Raw genomic sequence first — 17804 nt, forward strand, 5'->3', positions numbered from 1 at the left:
GCGCCGAGTACGAGGCCCGCCGCACGGCCCTGGTCGCCGCTCTGCGCGAGCGCGGCCTCACGGTGACCGGCCGGACGGGCATCAACGCCTGGCTCTCGGTCCCCGACGAGACCACCGCGGTGGCGCGGCTGCGCGAGTCCGGCTACGCGGTGGCGCCGGGCGCGCTGTATCGGATCGCGACCCCGCCGGCCGTCCGCATCACGGTGTCGGCCCTGGACCTGTCCGCGATCCCGGCCCTGGCCGACGCCGCCGCCCGCGCCGCGACCGGCGCCCTCCCGGCCCCTGCCGCTTAGCGCCTGTTTCATGACTGGGGTGGGAGCGAGGCGGAGTCCAGATTTCGTCTGGTGGTGGCCCGCGGGAGCCAGGCTACCGGTGTTGTAACCGGGCTTGTGCGGGACGCCGCCAGGCGGAATCTGGGCCCGCCGCAGCCCCGCCTCAGTTATGAAACAGGCGCTAGCCCCCGGACACGTCGGACTGGCGTCGAATCAGTCTAAAACATACAAATTAAATATCCGGCATATTTGCCTCTCTATCCACCGATTTCGCATCCACGCTCTGGATTGTGCGGTTTCTGTCGGAGGAATCCGGGAAGCCCACGGCACCGCGGCCCGCGAACGCAGTTGCTCCACGCCTGCAACGAGACAAAGGCGAACGCGGCGGAGGCGGGCGCTCATCCGGTTCACGAGTGTAGGAAGGCAAACACAAGTCGTGAGGTTCACAGCAAAGGCCGTCATCTGCGCGGCGGTGACCGCGCTGGCGGTCGGAGCGTTCGCCCCGAGCGCCGGCGCTCACTCGACGAGCGAAGGGTTCTTCGGGAAACCGTTCATCAACCAGTTCCACAAGGTCGACGTCGTCGCGTCGACCGTGCCGGCCAACGGGGACGTCAATCCCTACGGCGTCGCGGTGATCCCACGCAGCAAGGACAAGCTGCGCAAGGGCGACGTTCTCGTCAGCAACTTCAACAACGCAGACAACAAGCAAGGTACCGGCACAACGATCGTGCAGATCAGCCGCGACGGCAACGTCCGACTGTTCGCCCAGATCGACGCCGGCAAGCTGCCGGGCGCGTGCCCGGGTGGTGTCGGGTTGACCACCGCGCTCGTGGTCCTGCGCAGCGGCTGGGTGATCGTGGGCAGCCTGCCGACGGCGGACGGCAGCTCCGCGACGGCTCAGGCCGGCTGCCTGATCGTCCTCGACAGCAAGGGCAAGGTCCGGGAGACGTTCTCCGGGAACGGCATCAACGGCCCGTGGGACATGACCGCGGCCGACTTCGGGGGGGCGGTCGATCTGTTCGTCACGAACGTCCTCAACGGGATCGTCGGCGGCCAGCCGCCCACCACCAACCAGGGAACCGTGCTGCGACTCGAGCTGAAGATCGAGGGCGACAAGCCGCCGGTCCTGCGCAAGACCACCACCATCGCCTCGGGATTCACGGAGCAGACCGACCCGGATGCGTTGATCATCGGCCCGACCGGGGTCGGCCTGGGCTGGGACGGCACGCTGTACGTCGCCGACACCGTCGCCAGCCGCATCGCCGCCATCCCGAACGCGATCGTGCGCAAGACGAGCGCGGGTACGGGCCGCACCGTAACCCAGGGCGAGCACCTGAACGGCCCGCTCGGGCTGGCGATCGCACCCAACGGCAACGTGCTCACCGTCAACGGCGGCGACGGGAACATCGTCGAGACCAACCCGCACCGGGGCGCGCAGGTCGCGTTCCGCACCCTCGACGACCTCGGCGCGGGCGCCCTGTTCGGGCTCGCCGTCGCACCGGACAACCACGGCGTCTATTTCGTCGACGACACCAACAACGAGCTCAGGCTGCTCCACTGAGCCGCAGGCACCACTGTCGCGCGTGCGCGCCGGCCACTCGTGGCCGGTGCGCACGCGGCATGATCGAGCCATGGAGGTACTCAGCAGCCGCATTCTGTTACGCCCGTCCGACCCGCAGCGCAGTCGCCGTTTCTACCGGGACATCCTCGGACTGGCGGTGTACCGCGAGTTCGGGCCGCCCGAGAGTCCAGGGCTGGTCTTCTTCCTCGGCCAGGGACTGCTCGAGGTGTCAGGCACATCCCACGACGAGACAGCAGGACCGCTCCGGATCTGGCTGCAGGTCCGCGACGTCCGGGCCGAGCACGAACGTCTTGTGGCGGCGGGGGTGACGGTCACGCGCGCACCCCGGCCGGAGCCGTGGGGGCTGGTCGAGATGTGGATCGAGGACCCGGACGGCGTGCGTATCGTGCTCGTCGAGGTCCCCGCCGACCACCCGCTGCGGCGCGATCCGAGGTGATCCGCCGCCGATGCCCGCCATGGCGGTGAGCCCCGCGGCCGGCGCTACGCCACGCGCGTGATCAGATCGTGCATGCGGCGCCGTGCGAGCTCCATGCGGATGCGCCGGTCGCTGCGGGGGTCGGTCGTCGTCGGGACGATGGGCTCGCCGATGACGATGACCATCGTGGGTTTTCGACGGAACACCCGCCCCACCCCGGTCGGCGGGGTGAACCGGATCGACAGCGGCACGACGGGCACCCGCGCCTGGGCGGCGAGGCGGAACGCGCCCTGCTTGAAGTCGCGCAGGCTGGTGTCGTACGGCTTCAGCTCCCCCTCGGGGAAGAAGTGCACGATCCTTCCTTGGGCGAGGAAGAGCTCCATCTCCGAGAAGAAGAGCGGCAGCTCCGCCGGGGTAGGCGGTACGGCGACGCCGCCCAGCAATCTCACCAGGCCGCCGTACCAGCGGTGCTCGAGGTTTATCGGCGCCGAGGTGAAGACGGGTCTGCGCGGGAACAAGGCGAGTCCGACGAGGGCGCTGTCGAGGAGGTGCACGTGGTTGCACACCGTGAGCGCGCCGCCGACGCGGGGGAGCCGCTTCTCGCCCTCGGTGCGGACACCCAGGATCACCCGCGTCCAGAGGAACAGCAGCGGAATCGCTATCACGTAGTAGAAGGCGTTCGACAGCAGCCGGTATAGCCGACCGGTGTATCCGGCCGGTGCTTGCGGTGCGTGGCCCGCCCGCGCATAGACCCGCTCGATCGCCTTGACGCTCCGGCCGACCGCGTAGAGCTCGGCGTAGCGGGCATAGGTCTCCGACGCGGCATCGAGCGCCGCCGGATCGTCGATCCAGTTGTCGATTCGTTCGGCGAGCGATGACGGGTCACCGGAGCGGAACAGGTTTCCGGGCCCGAGCGCGAACTGGCCGGTCGCGCTTCGCCTGCTGTCGGAGATGACCGGCACGAGTCCGCAGGAGAACGCCTCGATGCAGGACACCCCTTCGATTTCGACGTCTGAGGCGTGCACGTACAGGTCGCAGCCATGAATGAGTTCGACGAGCTCTTCTTGCGAGTAGTAGCCGAACTGTGCCGGGTTCGCGAGCTTCGAGGCCATCCGGCGCAGGCGCTTCTCCCGTGGGCCGTGCCCCGCGAAGTACACCTGGATGCGTGCGGCATGACGCGATCGCCGCACGGCCCGGATCAGAACATCGTGCCGCTTCTCGGGAGAGAAACGGCCCACCATGAGTATCCGGAACGGCTCATCGGCGCTGCGTATTCGGGCCGGCCCCGGCCGAAAGCCGCTGCCCACACCGTTGGACATCACGTGGAGCCGTGCCCGGTACCCGTGTTGGCGTAGCTGCGCCGCGATGAACGTCGACGGACAATGGATGTCGGTGAAGCGTCCGTAGAACGTCAGGCGCAGCAGTATGTACACGAGGTGTGCGGCCGGTGGAAACCAGCCCAGGCCGATGTTGTACGTGATGTTCTCGGGCTGTATGTGGAATGCGGCGATGGCAGGCACGCCGAGCCGGCGTGCGATGCGCTCGGCGGCACGGCCCAGCGGCCAGGGTTGGTAGATGTGGACGACATCGGCGCCGTCGATCGCGGCGATCAGCACCTCTCGGACGGGCTTGGCGAACACGGTGTTCTGGCGATGCGCGAGGCGGCTCGCGATCGGCACCACGAGCTCCGGGACCCAGAACATCTCAGGTCCCTCCCGCCCCTGCCCGGTCGTGTCACCCGGTTCGCCGCACGCGACCACGCGCACGGTGTGCCCTCGCGAGATGAGGCCGTCGGCGAACCGCATCGCCGACACCGTGGTCCCATTGTTGCCGACATTGAACGTATCGATGACCAGCGTGATGATCATTGCCGCCCCCGTCGTTCCCCGCCTCGATCAGCGCGCCGTCCAAACACGTATCGACGGCTCAATCTTTCCGCAGATCGTGGGCCTTGCGCGACGTGCTGTTGCCGCCCGGGCTCACGGTGTGATCGACGCCGCGCTTGCGGAACCGGGTAAGTAAGTACTTACTTCTGGCAAGATCCTGGCCACCCTCGCATCCCGCTCGGTGGCTTCAAGATCCTCGTCGACGGCGGCGAGCGGTGCGACCTGTGCCTCACCGCTGGGCAGTTCCTCCGCTCGGCCGCCGGCATGCCCTTGGCGCTGCTGCGCCACGGCCGCCGGGCCCTCGCACTGTCCCGGCGCGGCGGCTCGCCGGCGCGCCGGCCGGACGGCTTCTGGCACAACGGTCTGCGGGTCCTGGACCGCGACCGGTTGAGCACCGCCGTCCGCGCGGCCGTCTCCCGCGGCCTCACGCCGGCCCTGCACGCCGTCGGCAATGGCGCGGTCGCCGATGCGCTCGACGCCGTCGACGGGCTCGGTACGCCGGTCCGTATCGAGCACGCCATGGTCTGCGACCCCGCCGCCGCGCGGCGACTCGCCGACGCGGGCGTGAGCGTGGTAGCCCAGCCGTCCTGCCTCCACGACCTCGGCGCGGAGCTGACCATGCTGCCGCTGCCCAGCCCGCTCAAGCTCATCCTGATGCGCATGCTGCTCGACGCGGGCGCCTCGGTGGCGGCCAGCAGCGACTATCCGGCCGGCGCACTGTCGCCGTTGGTCGGCATCCAGGCCGCGGTCACCCGCCGCGTCGCCGGTGGCGCGGTGGTCCACCGGGAGGAGGGCCTCACCGTCGAACGGGCCCTCGAGGCGTACACCAGGGAGGCGGCCGTGGCGCTGGGGGTAGCGGGGCGGGCGGGCGTGCTGCGCGCAGGTGCGGCCGCGGACCTCGTCGAACTCGACCGTGACCCGGTGTCCAGCGATCCCGACCGGATCGCCGGGATCAACATCACCGGCACCTGGTGCGAGGGGCGGCGCACCGCCTGACCGAGGAAGAACGGCCGGTCGCCCAGTGCCCCGTATCGCTGCTGGTCACGGTCCCGGGCTGGTCCGGTGCCGTGACCAGCCCGGGACCCGGGTCAGACGTTCCGTTGCGCCGGGAGGTGAATGCACGGGTAGAACACGTGCCCGAAATTGTCGTTCCGGTTTGATTTGATCACCCGGCTGCCGACCTCCACCCGCGCGCAGGCCCACTCGCCGGTGGCGCGGCTGCCCTTCCACTTCAGCGCGCTCGACTTGATGTCGATCTTTACGTTGCTGTTCGACTCCCGGTAGTCGTTGTCGCTCTTGGAGAAGTTGCTCTTACGGCCGATGTAGCTGGTCTCGCCGCAGTTGATCGTCGTACCGACGGCCACGACCCAGGGAAGACCACCGACGCTCAGCGACAGCCCGTTCGCGCTGCACTCGTTGCTGTTCAGCCAGCGCTGCTCGAACGACGTCCCACTCAGCTTGAACGCCTCGCGCCCCGCCGCGGAACACTTGGTCCACGCCGATACGACGACCTGGGGTGCCACGATCGTCATCTTGTTCAGCGAAGGGAAGGTCTTCTGTGGCTGCCCGGGGTGTGGCATCGGCCCGAGCACCCAGAGGTACTCGTACTCGATCGTGCCCCGGATCCTCGTAGCGACGCAGGTGTTGCTGCCCAGGCCCGGCACCCGCTGCCAGTGCACCTGGTCCAACCGCACGCTGGTCTTGACCTTCCGGGGCGGCGCCGTCTTGGTCGCAGCCTGGGCGGCTCCGGCGCCCACGCCGAGCAGGGCGAGGATGCCCGCCAGGGCGAGGAACAGGGTCAGGGGACGCCGTCCCCCTTTCAATCACGTCGATGGGAGTCAACTGCCGTCCGAGCAGGTCATCAACCGATCCGGCTGCGCGAGACAGTACGGGACGGTCCCGATCCCGTCCGGCAACGTCAACCCGAGGACCACGCGACGACCTCGATCTGTCCACGCGGCTGACACATAGCCGTCCATGAGGGGTGGCGCCTTGCGGGTTTCCGGTCGGCGCCTTGGTCACCTTTGGGTGGTCGGCCCGCCACGACCTGCAGGACCCCGCTGATCGCGGTGCAGCGGTCCTGCCACCGGCCGCCACGCGGCGGGTGGGCGGAGCGGGCCGGTCGGCGCTCGCCAACATCGACATTCGTGCGACAGCCCACCGGCGGCCTTCTCGGAAAGTCCGGGACGCCCAGGTCAGTGCGCTCGGGACAGTCCCGGACCGCGATCAGCCTACGCAACCCCGGGTGCAGTCGGGCGGTGTTGTGCCGGACGTGGGGCCGACGGTGCAGACAAGGCCGGTACACACCGGCGGCTTGCCGCCACCTCCCCCGCCTCCGCTACCGGGGTTGGGGCCGGAGGCGGGGGAGGTGGCGGCGGCCGTTGTCGTCGTCGTCCGGGTCGCGGGGGCGGTGCGGGAATCCTTGACCACGGGACCTGGTTGCCCCGTCATACCGGGAACGACCGGGTTCGAAGCGGCCGGGGCCGGAACGACCGAGGTCGACGGCGCAGGGGCCTTGGTGGCGGTGGATTCGGTAGGCTTGTCGCCGGGCTGGGTGCTCGGTCCGGTCGAGACGGTGCCCGAGTCGGGATCGGTGCCGAGGTCGTCGGTATCCGAGTCTGCGGCTTCGCTGACGCCGATGCTCGGTGACGACGTCCGATCGCTGCCCTGGTCGCGGACGAACCCCACCGTGATCGCCGTCGCCACCACCATGAGCAGCAGGACCAGCAAACCGGACAGGACCCGCGCAGCCCACCCGGTGCGGTAAGCGATCGGCGGGATCAGCCAACGGATCCCCGCCGGTCGGGGCACCTCGACGGCGGGGTCGTAGCGGTGGATGCCGGTCCACGAGCCCCGGTCCTGGTCGGAGACGGCGTTGTTGAGCGCGCTCTGCGTGCGCGGCTGACCGGGTCCCAACAGGTCGCTCTCCGGCCAGTCGCCCTCCGGGAGCCAGTCAGCGGTGAGTTCTGGAGCGGACCGGACGACCTCGACAGCGACGGGTGGCTCGACGATCGCCGGCGACTCCGGCAGGCGCTCGTCCGGCGGCGCGGCCGCCAGGTCAGGCTCCGGCTGTGCGGTTGCTGGCTCGGGCTCTGGCTGCGTCGCCGCCTGGTCGGGCTTCGGCTGAGTGGTCGCTGGGTCGGGCTTCGGCTGTACGGCCGCCGGGTCGAGCTCCGGCGGCGCGGCCGCTGGGTCGGGCTTCGACTGTACGGCCGCCGGGTCGAGCTCCGGTCGCGTGGGCACCTGGCCTGGCACCGGCTGTGCGGCGAGGGCGGGCCCGAGTGGCGCCGGCTCATCGCTGCCGGTGGTGGGTTGGGCCGGCTTCGCAGTGCCATGGACCGCCGTCGCGGAGATGCGTTTGCGAGTCGCCAGCCACCGCGCGACCGACGACTCGTCGCCGCCGCAAGCTCGTACGAACGCGGCGACCACGTCCTCGCGCGGCAGGGTGGTGCGAGTGAGCGCGGCCGCGGCCGTGCTGTGCGGCAGGACGTCGCCGGCCTGCTGCGCGCGGCGCTGCAACTGTCGATAGGTGAATCCGGACCATTGCTTCAGCGCGGCCATCGCGGCGACGAACTGGGCCGGAGAAGTGGCATGGTCCACGCCGGCCGCGGCCTCCGCTACGCCGATGCCGCCCGCATCCTGGCGCGCGGCCGGCAGTTCAACACGCTCGGTGATCTTATTGTCCGACGCCGAACTGATCGGCGCGTCATCGTTCAGCACCCGCACATCCGCCTCTTCCCCGCAAGATAGCCGGACGCTGTCCGGCTCGGATGGTCGACCCATTCCACCGAAAGCATCGGCCCTTGTAAAGAGGCGAAAACTCGTCGACACGCTGACGCCCGCCGACCTCAATGATCGGCGGACGCCGTACTGGACTCGCGTGGCTATCCAACCTGGTAGATCATCACCGTCTCATTGGCAAAGCCGTCCACCGCCGTCGGCTTCGGAGACGGCCGCACGGTCTTCGTCGGCTTCGGAGACGGCGGCGCGCTCTTCGTCGGCTTCGGGGACGGCCGCTCGGTATTCGTGGACTTCGGAGAAGGCGACTTGGTCTCCGTCGACTTCGCATTCGGGGCACCGGCCGGCCGCACCGCGGAACTCTTCATGTGCTGTTTGTGGAACAGTGACAGCGGCGTTACCTTGACTTTGCCGCTACTCGACGAGGCCTCGATCATCTGGTTGCCGCCGATATAGATGCCGACGTGGTCGATCTCACCGCCATTCCAGTCGAAGAACAGGAGATCACCGGGGCGCAGGTCCTTGGTCGAGACCGTCCAGTGCTTCGTTCGACCGTAGTTGTACTGGCCCTCCGCCGTGTAGTACGACCACTTCAAGCCGGCCTTCGCGTACACGTAGTGCGTCAGGCCGGAGCAGTCGAAGTTCTGCGGGCCCTTGCCGCCCCAGACGTACGGCTTCTCGCGTTGTTCGTGGGCATGACAGATGGCCCTGTCGGCAACCGATCCGGTGGTGCACGAGGACTTGGTGCTGGCGGCGCGCGCCAGGCCCGCCGTGCCGACCAGTGCGATGCCGATTGCGGCGATTGCCAACGCCAGTTTGGCGATCCGGCCGAGTCGCGTGATGCCGAGCTTGCTCCGCACGATGTGCTCCCGTCGTGTTGCGGACGTTGTCGGTGTCAGCACACGGCACCGATCGATGTCCCGCGAGAGGGCAGAGCGTCCGGGACAGTCCGGCGCGGTTCCGATCCCGCGTTCGGCGCGTTCGGCCTCGGTCGAGATGCGCTTGGCAATGCGGTGGTTCGGGTCCGCCGCGAAGCGGGTTTCCTTGCGGCGGCGCTGCTTCAGTAGCCGTTTCGCGGACTTGGTGCCGATGTGCGGGAGTTTCGCGCGCAGTCGCTGGTTGGGGTGCCGGACACGGTTCATCCGCTTGCCGCGGTGCCGGTCACCGTCGGATGTGGTGGCGAGGTCCTTCGAACGCGGCCGACGCCGGTCTGTTCAGTACTGCTTGGGCAGCCGGACCGGCCGTCCCGAACTGTTCCGGCCAGCTTCCGTCTCGACGGGACAGCCGGCGGACAGTTCAGATCGTGGGATGAGACGAATTTCTGCAGGTGCCAGGAGAACAGGTCAGTTCCGCCTCATCGCCGCCGCCCTGGCGGCGATCGCCGGTCTCGTCGCTGTTGGCGCGGCCGGAGCTCAGGCGGCGCCCGGGAGCGGCGGGACCACACTGACGGCGCGTTCGGTCCCGGGCGTGGTCACGGAAGGGGCGGCCGACATCACGGCAGGGGCGGCCGACGGCAGCTACCGTCAAGTTACGACCACTCGCCTGCTGCGCGGCAAGGGCCCGTTCACCCACCAGAGCGATGAGCTGTACGCCACCGGCGGCAACCAGGAGACCTGCGCCAAGGGCAAGCAATTCGCTATGGTCGCGACCTGGTACGTCAGGAACGTGAGCAAGAGCAGCGCATACATCGACAAGGTCGTCGTCCGCTACATTGCGGGCATCAAAGGCAAGTCCGTCGCGCTGGCCAAGGGACAGCTCTACGACGACACCGGGAAGCAGTACTGGTCGGCGGGCGTCGAAGAGCACATCTATCTCTTTGGCGGAACGTCCATCAAACGGACCCACATCATCCGCCAGACGGTAAGTTTCAAGCAGGGACCGGTGAAGTTCAGGCGCTACGCGACGGTCGGTAACGCCGGAAATGAAGGCATGTGGTGCACTGGCCCGGTCTTCATGCAGATCGAACTCCGGCCGTCCACTTGAGCGCCGGCTGAGTGAAGCGGCGGCTACGCAGCCGCTGCGGCGCCCACGGGGCGCTCACCACTGAGTGCCGCAACGGCTGCGCCGCGACGGGCATCGCGCCCGCCGAGGCCGGCCCGCGCGGCGGTCAGCCGGCGCGGGTGATCCGCAGTGTCAGGACGTCGGTGCGGACCGTGATATGGCCGTGGAACAGGGCCAGCTCCTCGGCCGTGTAGCCGATCTGGGTGGCGCTCACCAGGGGGTGGCCGAGCGGCACGCCGAGGCGGCCGACGGACTCCTCGTCGGCCAGGACCGCGGAGAACTCGATCTCGGCGCGGCGGACCGGCATGCCGGTGGCGCCGGCCAGGAACTCGAACATGTCGTGGTCGATGCTGAGCAGGCCCGACGGGTCGAGGTCCCGGCCGCCGAGGGTGAGCGGGAGGTGGTCGCGGATCCAGGCCGCGGCCACCCCGTCGACGGCGAAGAGGCGGTCGACGCGCCACACCGGGTCGCCGGGCGTCAGGCCGAGGATCTTGGCGCAGTCGTCCGGGCAGGAGGTGCGGCTCACCGCCGCGTCCTGGAGGGCCGGGCTATGGCCCGAGGCGGTGATGCGGTCGCGCAGTGCGGTGACGTCGCTGATCGAGACCGGGACCCGCTCGGCCGGATCCCGGACGAATGTGCCGACGCCCCAGGTGCGGGTCAGGACGCCCTCGGCCGCGAGCTGGCCGAGGACCTCGCGCACGGTGGCGCGACTGACCGCCAAGAGGTCCGCCAGCTCCCGTTCGTTCGGTAGCTTGTCACCGCTCCGGAATTCGCTGCCGATCAGCTCGCGCAACCGCAGCTGCGCGGCCTGCAGCGCGGTTTCGCGCCGTGCCATCCATCCCCACCTCTCCGCCGTACGGAGTGTAGTAGCGGCAGCTACCAGACCTGCTCAAGCACGCGCAGGGTGTTCCCCCCGATGACCTTGGCGATCTCGTCGTCCGAATAGTCGTGCTTGACCAGCCAGCCGACGATGTTGCCGAACGCCTCGCCGGGGTTCTCCAGGCCGGAGACGTACTGCACCCGGGGATGCGACGGCTTCGGCCCGCTGTCGTGGGCGTAGTTCCCCGCGTACGTGTCGTGCACCCCGACGTGGTCGCCGAACATCGTGTCCGGGCCGAACGTGACGTGGTCGATGCCGACCAGGTCGACGCAGTACGTGAAGTGGTCCATCACCGACTCGATCGAGTGCTCCAGGTGCTTCTCGGAAAGCGTGGTGTGCGGCGCGGCCTCGATGCCGATGACGCCGCCCCGCTCGGCGCAGGCGCGGATCACGTCGTCCGGCTTCATCCGCGCAGTGTTCCACACCGACCGCGCGCCGGCGTGGGTGATGAGCACCGGCACCCGGCTGGCCTCGATCACGTCCAGGCAGGTCTGGTCGCCGCTGTGTGAGACGTCGATGGCGATGCCGAGCTTGTTCATCCGGTCCACGGCGCGCCGGCCGAAGTGGGTGAGCCCACCGTCCCGCGGCTCGGAGAGCCCGCCGCCGAGCATGTTCGCCTGGCTGTACGCGATGCCGAGCTGCCGCACGCCGAAGCCGTACAGGATGTCGATGCGGTCCAGCTCGTTCTCGATCGGGCTGCAACACTCCAGCCCGGCGACCAGGGCGAGCCGACCGTCGCGCTTGGCGGCCCGGATGTCGCCCACCGAGGTGGCCAGCCGCACGTGGTCCTGCTTGTAGAGGTCGCTCAGGCGCATCCCGAGCGCATAGACCAGGTCGTTCCACTTCCAGCCGTTCTCGCTGGTCACGCAGGAAGCGCCGGCCATGAAGTTGTCGAAGACCGCGGTCAGGCCGGAGCGCGCCAGACCCTCGTACCCGGTCCGCTGGCGTGCCGTGCGGTTGTAGGTGCGCAGCTGCCGCACGTCTGCGGGGAGGACCACGGGGTGCTCGTGCAGCGAGATCGCGATGTGCTCGGTGAGCAGCCGGGTCACCCGCTGCCGCTGCGCCTCGGAGAGCTCGAGGTCGTGTTCGGGCACCCGGCCGACCTCCAGGGCCAGGTCGAAGTCCTGGTAGTCGAGGTGCGGCTCGAGGTACGAGTAGGACCTGTGGCCCTGATACCGGGTCGCGGGTTCTTGCAGCACAGCGCTTTTCTCCTTATGGGACGGGCAGCGGGTAGTGGCAGGCGACGGACTGCCCGTCGCCGGTCAGCACCGGCTCGACGTGGGCGCAGGTTTCGGTCGCCTGCCAGCAGCGGGTCCGGAACCGGCAGCCGGAGGGCGGGTCGACGGGGCTCGGAGGGTCGCCGGTGAGCAGGATCCGCTTCCGTTGGGCCCGGCCCACGGGCTGCGGCACGGGGACTGCCGACAGCAGCGCCTTGGTGTAGGGGTGCCGCGGCGCGTCGTACAGTGGCGCCTCCGGTCCGGTCTCGACCAGTTTGCCGAGGTACATCACCGCCACCCGGTCCGAGATGTGCCGGACCACCGACAGGTCGTGGGCGATGAAGACGTACGCCACGCCGAGCTCGCGTTGCAGCCGTTCCAGCAGGTTGACCACCTGGGCCTGGACCGACACGTCGAGCGCGGAGACCGGCTCGTCGCAGACGATGACGTCGGGCCGCAGGGCGAGCGCCCGGGCGATGCCGATCCGCTGCCGCTGGCCGCCGGAGAACTGGTGCGGGTAGCGGTCGAGGTGCAGCGACGGGTCGAGACCGACCAGGTCGAGCAACTCCTTGATCCGGTCCAGCCGGTGCCGGCGGTCCACCACGTCCGGGTGGATCTCGAAGGGCTGGAGCAGGATGTCGCGCACGGTCCGCCGCGGGTTCAGCGAGGTGTACGGGTCCTGGAGCACGATCTGGATCCGCCGGCGCAGCTCCCGCAGGTGGCGACCCCGCGCGGTGTGCACGACGGCGTCGCCGAAGCGCACCTCGCCGGACGTCGGGCGTTCCAGCCCCACCAGCATCCGGGCGAGCGTGCTCTTGCCGCAGCCGGACTCGCCGACGACCCCCAGGGTCTCGCCGCGCCGGAGGTCGAAGGACACCCCGTCGACGGCCTTGACCATCCCGCCGGACGTGAACGGCAGCCGGCCCTTCACCGGGAAGTGCCGGACCAGTTTGTCGACCCGGAGCACCGGGTCATCGGTGGCTGGCATGCAGCAGCTCCTCCCGGTGGTGGCAGGCGCTGGCCCGGCCGGACGGCAGCGGCGACAACGGCGGCAGCGTGGACCGGCAGACGTCGTCGGCGCGCGGGCAGCGCAGGTGGAACGGGCAGCCGGCCGGCAGGCGTGCCGGGTTCGGAGGGGCGCCGGGGATCGCGTACAGCTCCTCGTCGCGCCGGTCGATCCGGGGCATCGAGGCGAGCAGCCCTTCGGTGTACGGGTGGGCCGGGCCGGCGAAGATCTGCTCCACGGTGGCCCGCTCGGCGATCCGGCCGGCGTACATCACCGCCACGTCGTCGGCGACCTCGGCGACCACGCCCAGGTCGTGCGTGATGAGCAGCAGCGCCATCCCGCTGTCCCGCTGGATCTCGGCGATCAGCTCCATCACCTGGGCCTGCACCGTGACGTCGAGTGCGGTCGTCGGCTCATCGGCGATGAGTACGGCCGGTTCCAGCGCGATGGCCAATGCGATCATGATGCGCTGCCGCATCCCGCCGGAGAACTGGTGCGGGTAGTCGCGCACCCGGTCCTTGGCGGCCGGGATGCGCACCCGGTCGACCAGCTCGACCGCGCGCCGCCGGGCTTGCGACCGGGACAGTCCACGCCGGACCCGCAGCAGCTCGCCGAGCTGCTCGCCGACCGTGAAGACCGGGTTCAGCGCGGCCATGGCGTCCTGGAAGACCATGCCGATCTCCTCGCCGCTGACCTTGTCGCGCTGCTTCGGCGACAGCGTCAGCAGCTCCCGGCCGCGCAGCCGTACCGACCCGCTGACCTGCGCCGGCGGCGTGTCGAGGATGCCCATGACCGCCTGCGCGGTGACGCTCTTGCCGGAGCCGGACTCGCCGAGGATGGCCAGCGTCTGCCCGGGCTCCAGGGCGAGGGAAACGCCGTTGACCGCCCGTACCGATGTGCCGCCCGGCCCGGGGAAACCGACCCGCAGGTCCTCGACCTCCAGCAGCGCCATCACACGACTCCGGCCTCGGCCAGGAAGTCCCGGACGGTCCGCTGGAACAGCTCCGGCTCCTCGAGTTGGGGGGAGTGGCCGGACTTCTCGAACACGACCAGCCTGCCGTCGGGGACCAGCTCCGCGATCGTCTCCGAGGCGGCCACCGGGGTGCGCCAGTCGTGCCGGCCGACGGTGACCAGGGTCGGGCAGGTGATCGCCGGGAGCTGCGGCTTCAGGTCGTACCGGGGCATGTTCTGCCCGAACGCCGCGTTGTGCGTCCGGTAGTGGAACCGGGTCGAGGCCAGCCGGGCGGCGTCCTTCGCCGGGTCGTGCTGGTGGTCGTAGAGCGGCAGGATCGCCTTCCAGTACTCGCGGAGCTGGTCGTCGCTCTCGAACCGGCCGGTGCCGATCCGGTCGATCGCCCACTGTGGAATGACCGTCCGGTCGGTGGACTTCGCCCGCTCGACGGCGAGGTGGTCGTGCGCGGTGTCGGCCGCGGTGTCCCGCAGCACGAGCGCCGAGACCCGGTCGGGGTGGGCGATCGCGTACTCCAGCGCGATGAACCCGCCGTACGATCCGCCGGCCATGACGATCCGCTCGTGGCCGAAGTACGCGCGGATCGCGTCCACGTCGGCGACCCACTGCGCGTGGGTGAACGGCTCGTGGTCGCTGGACTCGCCGGAGCCCCGGGCGTCGAAGACGATGACCCGGAACGTGTCGGCGAACGGGCCGAAGGACCGCTTCGGCTCGGATCGGGAGCCGAGCCCCGGCGCGCCGTGGTGCACGATCATCGCCGGCCCGTCCTGCGGGCCGAACGCCTCGACCACCAGCTCGGCGCCGTTGATGTTCAGCCGCTCGTGGAAACTCATCGAACCTCCTCGAGGATGTTGGACGCCAGGTCGCGGGGGTAGCTGGTGAGCCGGCGCGGCCCGGTCTCCTCGACCAGTACCGTGTCGGAGATGCGGTAGCCGGCGTGCCCCGGCACGTACACCCCGGGCTCGCTGGAGAGCAGCATTCCCGGCGCCAGGACGGTGTGGTCGCCGTCCTCGACCCACGGCGGCTCGTGGTTCTGCAGCCCGATGCCGTGGCCCTGCCGGTGCTGGATGTAGTCGCCGAGACCGTGGTCGCGCAGCACGTCCAGGCAGATCCGGTTGACCTCGGCGCAGGTGCGCCCCGCCACCATCGCCCGGGTGCCGACCTCCTGGGCCTCCCGGTCGGCCTCGTAGTAGCGCTGTTGCTCCGGGGTCGGCTCGCCGATCACGAACGTCCGCTCGCTCTCCACGAACCGGCTCGCCACCGCCGCGCCGAGGGAGAGGATCAGGGTGTCGCCGGGCCGGACCCGCCGCCGGGTCGGCAGGCCGTGCGGCAGTGCCGAGTTCGGCCCGGCGTAGACCAGCCCGCCGGCCAGCTTGGTGGTGTAGACGACCATGTCGTAGTCGGCGTACATCCGGTCCGTGCCGTAGCCGATGACGTGCCGGGCGATCTCGTCCTCCCGGGGCAGTTCACCGCCCCGGCGCAGCGCGTCGGCGATCAGCTCCCGGCCCGCGGCTAGCATCTCGTCGCAGATCCGCGCCGCCGCCTCGTGGAACGGGATCTCCTCGGGCAGCTTGCGCAGCCGCAGCCTGGCCACCGCGTCGGTGGTCTTGAGGGTGGTGGCGTCGCCGAGGGCCGTCGACAGCGCGCGGAACGCCCCGACCGACACGCCGGCGCCCACCCCGATCCGGCGTGCCCCGCGGCCGGCCAGCGCCGCGGCGAGCGTCTGCTCGGCGGTGACCACGCCGGGGTATTCGAAGTAGCTGACCGTCTCGACGGTGACGTGCTGCTGGGCCGCGTACTCCTCGTCGAGACGGGGAATCACCAGCAGCGGGTCGCCCGAGCGCGGCATCCACAGGTAGACCGGGCGCTCGGTGGCTATGTAGAAGAACCCGCAGAGGTACGCCACGTCGGCGGGGGAGGTGGCGAGGAAGCCGTCGAGGTCGCGTTCGCCGAGTGCCTCGGTCAGCTCGGCGCGGACGGACGAGTAGAAACTGTCGGGCAGGCGCACGGGTCAGCCTCCGTTCCGGCGGGGGTCGCGGATGTCGTTGAAGCGCATGCCGGCCACGGTGGCGGCCAGTACGAGCAGCAGGATCGCCAGCGACGGGAAGAGGGTCTGCCACCAGGCGATGGCGACCACGCCGCTGCGCTGGGCGTTGAGCAGGATCCGGCCCCACGACCAGGAGTCGGGGTCGCCGAGGCCGAGGAAGCTCAGCCCCGCCTCGGAGATGACCGCGCGGGAGGCGGTCAGCAGCACGCTCACCACGATCAGCGGGACCACCGCAGGCAGGATCTCGCGGGTGACGATCCGCCAGCCGCTCGCGCCGAGCACCCGCGCCCCGTCGATGTAGGGCATCGCGGAGACGACCAGGCCCTGCGAGCGGATCAGGCGGGCCACCTCGGGCCAGGCGAAGACGCCGATGATCACGGTGAGCGTCCAGACGCTCGGGTTGACGAGCGCGGCCAGCATGATCATCAGTGGCAGGGTTGGCAGCGCCAGCATCACGTCGGTGATGACCGTGCCGACGGCGTCGACCGGGCGGAAGTGCGCCGAGGCGAGTCCGATCGCGGTGCCGAGCACGATCGCGATGAGTGAGGCGGCCGCGCCGATCAGCAGGCTGGTCCGGGTGCCCCAGACCACCTGGGCGAAGATGTCCTGGCCGAGGTCGTCGGTGCCGAACCAGTGCGCGCCCGAGGGGCCCTGGAGCACGTCGGTACCCGTGCCGGTGGGCTCGGCGGCGATCAGCGGGGCGGCGAGCGCCACCAGGACCATCACCGCCAGGACCGTCGCCGCCAGCAGCCCGGAGGGCTGCCGCAGGAAGGCGCGCCAGGCCGGCTTGGTCGTGGGGGCCGCTTCCGCCGCCGGTTCCGTCAGCAGCGGGGCGCTCACAGCCGGATCCTCGGGTTGAGCACGGCGTAGAGCAGGTCGGTGAGCGTGTTGGCAACCACGACGGTGATCGCGAGCATGATGAACGCTCCTTGCAGGACGGGATAGTCGCGTTGCCCGACGGCCTCGAAGATGAGCCGGCCGATCCCGGGGTAGGCGAACACGGTCTCGGTGAGCACGGCGCCGCCGACCAGCGTGCCGAGCTGGAGACCCATCAGGGTCAGCGCGGGCAGGAACGCGTTGCGCAGGGCGTGCTTCCACAGCCGGCGGCGGCCGGAGAGGCCGCGGGCGCGGGCGGCGCGAATGTAGTCCTCGCCGAGGACGTCGACCAGGTTGGTGCGCAGCGTCAGCGCGTACGGGCCGAGCTGCACGAGGACCAGCGAGAGCACCGGCAGCACCAGGTGGTGCGCCAGGCTGAGATAGGCGGCGGCGCCCCGGGTGTCGGGGTCGATCGCCCCGCCGATCGGAAACCAGCCGAGCCGCGCGCCGACGAAGACCAGCAGCAGCATGGCCACGCTGGGCACGAAGAGCGCGTGCCCGCCGATGCCGAAGCCCTGCAGCACCTTGTCCGGCCAGCGGTCGCGGTGGGCCGCCGCGAACACGCCGATCGGGATGCCGACGGCGATGGTCAGGACGAACGCCGTGCCGGCCAGCAGCAGTGTCCACGGCAGACGGTCGAGGAGGATGTCGCTCACCGGCTGGATCTGCCGGAACGATATCCCGAAGTTGCCGTGCAGCAGTTCACGCAGATAGGCGACGTACTGCTCGAACAGCGGCCGATCCAGGCCGTACGTCTTGAGCAGGGCGGCCCGCATCTCCGGGGTCATGTCGCCCTCGACCATCAGGGTCGTGGGGTCCCCCGGGAGTAGACGGAGCAGGAAGAACGTCGCGGTGATCGCTATCCAGATCGTCAGTACGGCCTTCAGCGCCCGGTTGAGCACGAAGCGTGCCAC

The 17804-nt window shown here is 70.0% G+C and carries 17 protein-coding genes; 5 read left to right on the plus strand and 12 right to left on the minus strand.

Annotated features, from left to right (window positions below):
• The 3 genes from ABT297_RS34805 to ABT297_RS34815 all read left to right on the plus strand — a co-directional run.
• Positions 1-293: aminotransferase class I/II-fold pyridoxal phosphate-dependent enzyme (locus ABT297_RS34805; protein WP_350556731.1), on the plus strand; the 293-nt coding region annotated here is incomplete at its 5' end.
• 415 nt (positions 294-708) lie between these two features.
• Complete coding sequence (locus tag ABT297_RS34810; protein ID WP_350556732.1) at positions 709-1833, plus strand: NHL repeat-containing protein; 1125 nt, start codon at positions 709-711, stop codon at positions 1831-1833.
• A gap of 70 nt (positions 1834-1903) precedes the next feature.
• A complete protein-coding gene (locus tag ABT297_RS34815) occupies positions 1904-2290 on the plus strand; it encodes a VOC family protein (RefSeq protein ID WP_350556733.1) in 387 nt (128 codons plus the stop codon).
• A gap of 44 nt (positions 2291-2334) precedes the next feature.
• Here ABT297_RS34815 and ABT297_RS34820 read toward each other — a convergent pair whose 3' ends face one another.
• On the minus strand, positions 2335-4137 hold the full coding sequence (locus ABT297_RS34820) for a glycosyltransferase (protein WP_350556734.1): 1803 nt from the start codon (positions 4135-4137) through the stop codon (positions 2335-2337).
• Positions 4138-4419: 282 nt separating this feature from the next.
• Here ABT297_RS34820 and ABT297_RS34825 point away from each other — a divergent pair, with 282 nt between their 5' ends.
• On the plus strand, positions 4420-5151 hold the full coding sequence (locus ABT297_RS34825) for an amidohydrolase family protein (RefSeq protein ID WP_350556735.1): 732 nt from the start codon (positions 4420-4422) through the stop codon (positions 5149-5151).
• 92 nt (positions 5152-5243) lie between these two features.
• Here the strand turns inward: ABT297_RS34825 and ABT297_RS34830 are convergent, their stop codons facing one another.
• The 3 genes from ABT297_RS34830 to ABT297_RS34840 form a co-directional block, all read right to left on the minus strand.
• Complete coding sequence (locus ABT297_RS34830) at positions 5244-5978, minus strand: hypothetical protein (RefSeq protein ID WP_350556736.1); 735 nt, start codon at positions 5976-5978, stop codon at positions 5244-5246.
• Between the two features lie 403 nt (positions 5979-6381).
• Positions 6382-7875 (minus strand): hypothetical protein, encoded by a 1494-nt coding sequence (locus tag ABT297_RS34835; RefSeq protein ID WP_350556737.1) that lies wholly within the window; start codon positions 7873-7875, stop codon positions 6382-6384.
• Positions 7876-8039: 164 nt separating this feature from the next.
• On the minus strand, positions 8040-9035 hold the full coding sequence (locus ABT297_RS34840) for a C40 family peptidase (protein ID WP_350556738.1): 996 nt from the start codon (positions 9033-9035) through the stop codon (positions 8040-8042).
• A gap of 166 nt (positions 9036-9201) precedes the next feature.
• Here ABT297_RS34840 and ABT297_RS34845 point away from each other — a divergent pair, with 166 nt between their 5' ends.
• Positions 9202-9876: a hypothetical protein gene (locus tag ABT297_RS34845; RefSeq protein WP_350556739.1), complete on the plus strand. Its 675-nt coding sequence runs from the start codon at positions 9202-9204 to the stop codon at positions 9874-9876.
• Between the two features lie 124 nt (positions 9877-10000).
• Here ABT297_RS34845 and ABT297_RS34850 read toward each other — a convergent pair whose 3' ends face one another.
• From ABT297_RS34850 to ABT297_RS34885, 8 genes are read right to left on the minus strand one after another with little or no spacing between them, the layout of a single operon-like run.
• Positions 10001-10729: a GntR family transcriptional regulator gene (locus ABT297_RS34850; RefSeq protein ID WP_350556740.1), complete on the minus strand. Its 729-nt coding sequence runs from the start codon at positions 10727-10729 to the stop codon at positions 10001-10003.
• A 41-nt stretch (positions 10730-10770) separates the two neighbouring features.
• On the minus strand, positions 10771-11973 hold the full coding sequence (locus ABT297_RS34855; RefSeq protein ID WP_350556741.1) for a dipeptidase: 1203 nt from the start codon (positions 11971-11973) through the stop codon (positions 10771-10773).
• 13 nt (positions 11974-11986) lie between these two features.
• Positions 11987-12979, minus strand: coding sequence for an ABC transporter ATP-binding protein (locus ABT297_RS34860; protein ID WP_350556742.1), 993 nt, complete (start codon positions 12977-12979; stop codon positions 11987-11989).
• A complete protein-coding gene (locus ABT297_RS34865) occupies positions 12963-13949 on the minus strand; it encodes an ABC transporter ATP-binding protein (protein ID WP_350556743.1) in 987 nt (328 codons plus the stop codon). The genes ABT297_RS34860 and ABT297_RS34865 overlap by 17 nt, the downstream gene beginning before the upstream one ends.
• Positions 13949-14800, minus strand: coding sequence for an alpha/beta fold hydrolase (locus ABT297_RS34870; protein WP_350556744.1), 852 nt, complete (start codon positions 14798-14800; stop codon positions 13949-13951). The genes ABT297_RS34865 and ABT297_RS34870 overlap by 1 nt, the downstream gene beginning before the upstream one ends.
• Positions 14797-15975 (minus strand): M24 family metallopeptidase, encoded by a 1179-nt coding sequence (locus tag ABT297_RS34875; RefSeq protein WP_350556745.1) that lies wholly within the window; start codon positions 15973-15975, stop codon positions 14797-14799. The genes ABT297_RS34870 and ABT297_RS34875 overlap by 4 nt, the downstream gene beginning before the upstream one ends.
• Before the next feature lie 3 nt (positions 15976-15978).
• Positions 15979-16854 carry an ABC transporter permease gene (locus ABT297_RS34880; protein WP_350556746.1) on the minus strand — a complete coding sequence of 292 codons (876 nt, stop codon included), beginning with the start codon at positions 16852-16854 and terminating at the stop codon, positions 15979-15981.
• A complete protein-coding gene (locus ABT297_RS34885) occupies positions 16851-17804 on the minus strand; it encodes an ABC transporter permease (RefSeq protein ID WP_350556747.1) in 954 nt (317 codons plus the stop codon). The genes ABT297_RS34880 and ABT297_RS34885 overlap by 4 nt, the downstream gene beginning before the upstream one ends.

The organism is Dactylosporangium sp. NPDC000555 (assembly GCF_040300025.1).
Lineage (GTDB): Bacteria > Actinomycetota > Actinomycetes > Mycobacteriales > Micromonosporaceae > Dactylosporangium.